The sequence below is a fragment of the Zavarzinia marina genome (assembly GCF_021568905.1).
Classification (GTDB): domain Bacteria; phylum Pseudomonadota; class Alphaproteobacteria; order Zavarziniales; family Zavarziniaceae; genus Zavarzinia; species Zavarzinia marina.
In genome coordinates, this window is record NZ_JAKGSB010000016.1 from 1 (window position 1) to 1,195 (window position 1,195).

Consider the following 1,195-nt stretch of genomic DNA (forward strand, 5'->3'; position numbering starts at 1 on the left):
TGGCGGGGGAAGGAAAGCGGGGACGAGCCATGGACGGCACGAGCGAAGTCGAGACCATCATTCCGTCGGAGGACGAGATCCGCGCCCGTGCGCGTGCGCTGGTGCCGTTCCTGAAGGAACGGGCGGCGGCGGGCAACGAGGCTCGGCGCCTGCCGGCGGACGTGGTCGCGGCGATGCAGGAGGCGGGCCTGTTCAAGGTTCTCCAGCCGAAGCGCTGGGGCGGCTACGAGATGCACCCCAACGTCTATTACGACGTGCTGATGACCCTTGGCGAAGGCGACATGTCGGCGGCCTGGTGCTATGGCGTGATCGGCTGCCACCCCTGGCAATTGGCCCTGTTCGAGGATCAGGCGGCCAAGGACGTCTGGGGGGAGGATCCCTCGGTCCTGGTCTCCTCGACCTATATGATCATGGGCGATGCCAAGCCGGTCGACGGTGGCTTCATCTTCAACGGGCGCTGGCGCTTCTCGTCGGGTTGCGAGCATTGCGACTGGGTCTTCCTGGGGGGCGAGGTCGGGCTCGGCTCCGGCAATATGGACATGCGCACCTTCCTGCTGCCCCGGCGGGATTACGAGATCGTCGACACCTGGAATTCCTTCGGCCTGAAAGGGACGGGCAGCCACGACATCGTGGTGAAGGATGCCTTCGTGCCGGCCTATCGCACCCACAGCTTCATGGACGGGCTGATGTGCAACAGCCCGGGCAATCTGGTGAACACCAGCGCGCTCTATCGCATGCCGTTCGCGCAATTGTTCAGCCGGGCGGTCTCGACCTCGGCGATCGGGGCGCTGCAGGCGATGGTGGACGAGTTCATCAAATATGGCGCCAAGCGGGTGAACGTCACCGGGGCGAAGACGGCGGAGGATGCCTCGGCGCAGCTGACCCTGGCGGAGGCGGTCTCGGCGATCGACGAGATGAAGCTGATCCTCCACCGCAATATCGACGTGATGTACGACCAGGCGGTGCGCGGCGAGTTCACGGCACTCGAGGACCGCATGCGCTATCGCTTCCAGTCGGCCTCGGTCCTGGAGCGTTCGACCAATATCGCCCAGCGCCTGTTCAAGGCGGGCGGCGGCGCCGCCGTGTTCGACCGCCTGCCCTTCGGACGCATCTATGCCGACCTCATGACCGGCAAGGCCCATGCCGCCAATCAGGCCGACACCATCGGCCGAAACTGGGGCGGCACCATGCTCGG

1 protein-coding gene is annotated in these 1,195 nt (G+C 65.8%); it reads left to right on the plus strand.

Annotated elements, in window-relative coordinates:
- Window positions 1–29 precede the first annotated feature (29 nt).
- Window positions 30–1,195 (plus strand): acyl-CoA dehydrogenase family protein (locus tag L2U69_RS19070; RefSeq protein WP_236108715.1); only part of this gene is annotated, 1,166 nt, incomplete at its 3' end.